We start from the raw sequence: 6,702 nt of genomic DNA, 5'->3' as shown, positions 1-6,702 counted from the left end.
GCTCCCGCACACAACAATACCGAACCCATAGAAAGTGCAATGCCCGTACAAATGGTGGCTACATCAGGCGCGATATACTGCATGGTGTCATAAATGCCGAAGCCTGCATACACCGATCCACCAGGCGAATTGATATACAATTGGATGTCGCTTTTGGTATCAACCGACTGCAAAAAAAGCAATTGTGCCTGTATCACATTTGCATTCCGCTCGTCAACGGCTTCCCCTAAAAAAATAATCCTGTCCATCATCAACCGCGAGAAAACATCCATTTGTGCCACATTCAGCTGGCGTTCTTCCGTAATATAGGGCGTCATGGCAAGAGGCATAGTATGAGCAGCTGTTCTGCCCATATACTGATCTACATAGAGGCCGTTTAAGCCTTGGTGTTTTACCGCATAAAGGTGGAATTCTTTGTTGATATCCATCATATTGATTTTAAATTTTAGGCATAGCAATGCCKGTGCCCGATAATAGGGCATGATTGATAAATTAAATTGATTGTTTATTTGCTGAACAAACGCATTACCTTTTGCCTGAAGCTTTGGTGCGCATCGGTATTAAACAACGTTTCGTGTATGTTTTCGATTTCATTTTTAAGCTGCTTCCGGCCGTAATCGCGCACCGTTTGATAGGTTTTGTTTTGCCAGTAAACCTGCTGCTTGAGTTCAGGCTGTAGGATCATTTTGGCTTCGAACAGGAAACTTTCTCCATCCTTACCGTCCGACAGCAGATAGTGCTCTATTAAACGGAGCTCATTCAACGATGTCTTCATATTTTAAGGATTTTGCTTTAACCGTTTCTTTTACTTTTTCGAGGCATTTAAATTTCTGAGCGGTTGCAGAACGTGCACCCGAAAAGCCAAACCGCTGTGCCAGTGTTTCCATATCCAGTTTTTCGTAATAGAAAGCACTGAGCAATTGCATACATTTCTGTCCGGCCTGCTCCAGTAAATGCATCAGTTTCCCCGAAGAAACTTCCTCATATCCGGTATCTGCCAAAACGATCTCTTCATTAAGAATGAGGCCAAGCTGATCAAAAGAAACATTCTTGTCGTTTTCTTTATAACGTTTGATCCATAAATATTTGGCAATCCCAAATAAATAGGCTTTCTCCTGATAGTTCAGCCTCAGCCCCGAAACCTGTACTTTCTCATAATATACCACCAGCGCATCCTGAAAAATATCTTTCGCTTCCTCAAATGATCCGCCCATCTTGCTTACGTGCCTTGCCACCAAAGGAAAAGCTTCTTTGTAGAGTTTCATAAAAAGTGCTTCGCGTTGGCTGGGCTGCTCTTTAGTGGATGTTGCTGTCATGATTACTATGCTTTTAATAGTATGTGGCTGTTTTTGATCAGATATCACCTAAAATTAACAATTATTTTTTTCTGTCCTTAAGCCTATCATGAAAACACATATTGTAAAAATTGTTTAGGCGTTATGCTAGCTTGCTTTGAAATAACACACAGCCCTTACCGAAGCACGCCAGTCAATCCCAAGAGCCGGGGAAATCAAAAAAACAGGTGCAGTTCAGGTAAATTGGCACTAACAAACCTGAAACGCAGTGGTTTTGTGTTCATAACGATGATTTAATTTTAAAAAATATTGAACACAAACCCCGAAGGGCTCAATCAGCCCATAGAAAACACAAACAAGAACTGATTAAACGAAGTGCCGCTGTTTTTTTGATGCGCATAGGATTGTGCAAAAGGCTCATTGCTGGATTGACGAAGCGCTTTGGGTACTTTGGCGCTCCAAAATGCGCCAGCATTCTTGAGCACAAATAAAAACAACTTGATCTGCGAAAAACTACCATGCCCCGCGGCATAGAGCGGAAGAAGAATCCACCCTGTACCACATTAATCAATTCCCATCTTAACCCTTCAACTTACCCGGTGTTAAGCTAAATTTCTTTCTGAAAGCATTGCTGAAGTGCTGTACCGATGAATAACCAAGCATAAATGCCACCGATTTTATGGGTAGACCTTCGAGCAGCAACTCTTTTGCATGGTTAAGCCTGTAATCACTCAAATAACCGAATATGCTGTTATCAAACAGGCCTTTAAAGCCTTGTTTAAGTTTAAATTCGTTAACGCCGCATATTTTAGCCAGTTCGGCAACCGATGGTGGCTGGTGGATATTGGCAATAAGGTAATCCCTTGCATGATAAAGACAATCCCTATCGTAGGCAGAGTGTAATGCGGCAGGCTGTTTTTGGTTAATGGCACGTTCAAAAGCTTCGGCCTGGAGTACAAGCAGCTCAATGCATTTCGATTCGATAAACATACGTTTCAGGCCTTCGGGGTAATCACAATCGAGAATATCGCGGATGCAGTGCTGCATGGCCCATGAAATGGGAAGGTTTTGCTCCGCCAGCTGCGTATAACGACCGGTATCGGCATAATCTGCCAAAACCTGCAATGCTTTGGTGGAATGTTCTGCCAGTTGCAAAAACTTTTCTTTGGCAAAATGTACCTCAAAAAAGCGGTAGCTATGGCCGGTATCATATTCGCCTGTACCATCAAGCTCAGGCATGTAAATAATATTCTGCTGGTTGGAATTAAAGATGTACTGCTGCTTATTTACCCGGTTAAAGATAGTGCCATTACCGGAGAGCGTAAAACGCAGTTTAACCATATCGGGCACATCGTAAGTGGGCCTGAAATACATCTGTTGCTGTTTAAACATGATATCGCCATATACGATATAAATGCCAGGGATATTGATCTGTACCAATTCGGCATCGCTAAAAGAAAAACTGTACTTCTCCTTTCTTTCTGTTACCAATCCATCCCGAACAGGAAGATCATCAAAGCTGCCCCCTACCTTTTTCCAGGCGCCGTAATCCTTACCAACATTGATTCCCATAAAGGCAATTATCACAAAAAAAGCCGAGCTAAAGTAATGGGGTTATCCACAATTCGGTTTTCTGTAAAAGAAAATCCTTTATATGTAAAAGCGTAAGCCTGCTATTTTTCAATTTTGCCCGAATTGCGAAATGCACCGCAAGAGACTAATAACGATACCATGGAGGAGCAAAAAGACCTAAACACATTAACGCAAGATCAAAAAATTGACGTTCTCCCACCCAAAAACACCCTAATTTTTAAACTCTTACAAGATTTACCGCTAAAAACGGATGAAAAAGTATTGGAAATCAGCCCAGCCGGCACCGAACACCTCCCTTATTTATTTCAAAAAGCAAAAAACATCAGTTATTCTGGCACCTACCCTAATGAACCTGCAATAAAAGAAGCCTTTTTTACTTACAAGGCTGATAACGATGCTGTAGAATTGATTAAAACAACGGATAACAAACTCGATTTTCAGGATAATTTCTTCGATTATTGTTTTACCGCGAATACCATTTATTTTTGGCCGGATCCGCTAAAATACTTAGCTGAAAGCTACCGTGTGTTAAAACCAGGGGGGAAAATGAACCTTGCCCTTGTTGAAAAAAACTTTGGTGGCGACCTGCCCTGGACACAGCTCGATTTTACGTTTTATGAGATTGATGAAGTAAAATTGTTTTTCAAACAATCGGGATTTTCGAATATTGAAGTAAAGAAAATGATGGAAACGATAATGGATCAAAACGGAAAGGAAATCAGCAAACCGTTTATCGTGGTGTCTGGCTGGAAATAATGGATGATCTGATTAAATTTAACAAAACATTATACTTAAAAGATTGGAGAGGCGCACAGGATTTTGAAAAAATCGCACTATTGAAGGCTCAATATATAGCCAATAAAAACACAAAACAGCCAAGTGCGCTCAATAGCGCATTGGCCACCTTTAATAAAATATTTAAAATTCTGCCATAATACTTTTGGCATCCTGGTCGTCATATTGATCGATAAGCTTGTTTAATTTGCCTTTTAATTGCGCAACAATGCCTGCATATCCTTTTTTGCCATATAAATTATTTTCTTCTGAGGGATCATTTTTTAGATCGTACAATTCCCAGGTATTCACGCGTTTGTAAAAGCGGATTAATTTATATCGTTCGGTTCTAACACCAAAATGAGGAGATACCGAATGTTCGCCATTTTCATAATAATGATAAAACATGGCATCCCTGAATGCTACTTTTTTTGATTGAAACAAAGGCAACATCGATTTCCCTTGCATAGCTTGTGGTATTTTAAGCTTTGCGGCGTCAAGCAAGGTTGGCGCAAGATCGAGATTCATTACAAATGTTCCGTTTTTACTTCCCGGTTTAATCACACCGGGGTAACGCATGATCATTGGTGTTCTGAAAGATTCTTCATACATAAAACGTTTATCAAACCAACCATGCTCGCCTAAATAAAAACCTTGATCTGAAACGTAGATTACAATGGTGTTTTTAGTAAGATTGTGTTTTTCAAGGTAATCGAGTGTACGGCCAATATTCCGGTCGAGCGATGCTGCTGTGCTTAAATAATCGCGCATATAACGTTCATATTTCCATTCAACCAAAGCTTTGCCTGTTAAATTCCGGCTTTTTAAATCTGCCTCGATTGGCTTGTAGTAGGCATCGAACCTGGCCCTTTGTGCTAAGTTCATTCGGTTAACGCTACCCTCTCCATTTTTGCTATAAGAAAGCATTTTCAGATCGTAGCCCATTAACATGGTTTTATCAATGGTCATATCCTGTACTTTTGCCGCTTCCCGGTTTACATAATTGTCGTAAAAATTTTTAGGCAAAGGGAATTTCACTTTATCAAATTTCCCCATATCAGTCGTATCCGGAAGCCAGGTGCGATGCGTAGCTTTGTGCCCAATAACCAAACAGAACGGCTTCGATTGGTCTCTATTATCTAACCACTGTTCAGAGGCATCTTCTATTAAATTGGTTACATAACYTTCTTTATGCACGGTTTTACCATCCATGCCGATAAAATCGGGGTTGTAGTACTGCCCCTGATCTGGCAGAATGCTGTAATAATCAAATCCCTGAGGTTTATCGCCCAGGTGCAACTTGCCTATCCAGGCTGTTTGATATCCGCCAGACTGAAGGTGTTTGGCAAAATTATCCTGTCCATGATCAAAATGGGAGGTTTCATTATCTTTAAAACCATTTTTATGGCTATATAATCCTGTTAATATAACGGCCCTGCTCGGTCCGCAAATAGAATTGGTTACATAAGCTTTGTTAAAGGTTACCCCCGACCGGGCAATACGATCGATATTGGGTGTTTGCGTTAATTTACTACCATAACTGCTTATCGCCTGAAAAGCATGATCATCAGAAATGATGATTACAATATTGGGTTTTTGCTGGGCATAGCCTAGTTTGCAGCATAACAGCGCAGTGATTAATATTATTTTTCTCATTGATGGTTTAATTGAATTTAAGGGCATTATTCATAGCCATTTTCAAAAACGATGGTCTGTTGTTTTTTCAGGCTCACTTCGGCAATTCCATCATCGCCCATTTTTACAATCTCAGCAGGTACATCTCTTACCACATAGGTTTTGAAAGGCAGCTTAATTCTAAGTACACCCGCTTTTTCTGCGTATACTTTTACTTTTGTTGGCACACCGTTTTCTTTATTTCCGCTTACTAAAAAGGCGCCTTCAGCACGTAAATTATTAAAAGCTACATCTTTCCAGCTTTGTGGTACAGCGGGGAATGCCTGTATATAACCATTTCTGCTTTGTAATAAAAGTTCCTGAACGCCCTGTGCAAAGGCAAAATTGCCTTCTAAAGTAAACGGGCGGTAGGTGAAGTCTGAGTACTGCCCTCCTTTTTGATCGCCATTTAAATGAAAACTGTTCGGCGAACAGAAGTTGGATGCAAAAATTTCCAATTGCTTTACCGCCTTATCGGCTTGGTAAGCCCTTGCGTATATAGAAGCCATCCAGCTAAAAGAATAACCACACCATGCTCTTGTACCAATTTCTTCTAACCGTTTTAAGGAGTTATCAATAATGGCTTTATCCTGCTGGTGGTTAACATCCAACAAATCGAGCGGATAAATGGCCATATACTGCGACATGTGCCTGTGCGAGCTTGTTAAATTAGATCCAGGGGCGATGGTAAAACCAGTTTCATTTATTTCATAACCCGGTAACTGATTCAGCATTTCCGCCCAATGTTTGCTTTCGTCTATCTTACCTTTTGCCATGCTTACTTCGGCCGCAGCTTTAAATAAAAATTTAGCTAAGGCCAAATCGAAATTGGTCCAGTTTAAGAACCAGGCTTTAATACTGTTATCATTATACTCTGGACTAGAGCTTAAAGGCAGTGAACGTTTGCCATCTTTCAACCTTGTAATGTTCTCCAGATAGGTTGCAGCTTCATGTATATACGGATAGGCTCTCTTTTTAAGAAACGCTTTATCCTTGCTATATTTCCACTGCCAATAAAAATGTTGTGAAGTCCATGCGCTTACGGTTGGCGAAAGCGAATACTGGATCCACCCACCCATTGGGTCACCATTTAATGTAATTACGCCCGGAACATTTAAACCCTCAACACCAAAATATTGCTTGGTATAAGTAAGATTTCGTTCTCTGATTTTCCATAGCCAATCGGTAAAAGTGGCTCCTTCGGCCAGGTGGTTAGCGGTATAAGTTGGCCAATAACTCAATTGGGTATTCAAATCGTTATGAAAATCGCCTTTCCAGGGTGGCAAACTACCGTTATCGGCGGTCCAAACGGCTTGTAAAGTTATGGCCGGTGCGCCTTTTCTGGCTACACACCCTAATTTATACA

General features: G+C 40.7%; 8 protein-coding genes. 2 read left to right on the top strand and 6 right to left on the bottom strand.

What is annotated here, in order from left to right:
• The 4 genes from AC1DND_RS15220 to AC1DND_RS15205 all read right to left on the bottom strand — a co-directional run.
• Window positions 1-428, bottom strand: a 428-nt coding sequence (locus tag AC1DND_RS15220) for an ATP-dependent Clp protease proteolytic subunit (RefSeq protein WP_477582816.1), incomplete at its 3' end; no start/stop codon positions are given.
• A 77-nt stretch (window positions 429-505) separates the two neighbouring features.
• The gene (locus AC1DND_RS15215) at window positions 506-775 is read right to left on the bottom strand and encodes a hypothetical protein (protein ID WP_477582814.1); all 270 of its coding nucleotides are present in this window, start codon (window positions 773-775) and stop codon (window positions 506-508) included.
• Complete coding sequence (locus AC1DND_RS15210; RefSeq protein WP_477582813.1) at window positions 756-1,316, bottom strand: RNA polymerase sigma factor; 561 nt, start codon at window positions 1,314-1,316, stop codon at window positions 756-758. Before AC1DND_RS15210 ends, AC1DND_RS15215 begins: the two co-directional genes overlap by 20 nt.
• A 558-nt stretch (window positions 1,317-1,874) precedes the next feature.
• Window positions 1,875-2,867, bottom strand: coding sequence for a helix-turn-helix domain-containing protein (locus AC1DND_RS15205; RefSeq protein ID WP_477582811.1), 993 nt, complete (start codon window positions 2,865-2,867; stop codon window positions 1,875-1,877).
• A gap of 159 nt (window positions 2,868-3,026) precedes the next feature.
• On the opposite strand from AC1DND_RS15205, the gene AC1DND_RS15200 reads away from it, so the two are divergent.
• Window positions 3,027-3,644 carry a class I SAM-dependent methyltransferase gene (locus tag AC1DND_RS15200; protein ID WP_477582809.1) on the top strand — a complete coding sequence of 206 codons (618 nt, stop codon included), beginning with the start codon at window positions 3,027-3,029 and terminating at the stop codon, window positions 3,642-3,644.
• Window positions 3,644-3,823: a hypothetical protein gene (locus AC1DND_RS15195; RefSeq protein WP_477582807.1), complete on the top strand. Its 180-nt coding sequence runs from the start codon at window positions 3,644-3,646 to the stop codon at window positions 3,821-3,823. Before AC1DND_RS15200 ends, AC1DND_RS15195 begins: the two co-directional genes overlap by 1 nt.
• Here the strand turns inward: AC1DND_RS15195 and AC1DND_RS15190 are convergent.
• Window positions 3,807-5,318 (bottom strand): sulfatase family protein, encoded by a 1,512-nt coding sequence (locus AC1DND_RS15190; RefSeq protein ID WP_477582805.1) that lies wholly within the window; start codon window positions 5,316-5,318, stop codon window positions 3,807-3,809. The two genes, AC1DND_RS15195 and AC1DND_RS15190, sit on opposite strands and share 17 nt — an antisense overlap.
• Window positions 5,319-5,344: 26 nt before the next feature.
• Window positions 5,345-6,702 (bottom strand): glycosyl hydrolase family 95 catalytic domain-containing protein (locus AC1DND_RS15185; RefSeq protein WP_477582803.1); only part of this gene is annotated, 1,358 nt, incomplete at its 5' end.

This window comes from Pedobacter sp. 01N416 (assembly GCF_056399685.1).
This window is presented reverse-complemented; position numbering and strand designations above follow the sequence as displayed.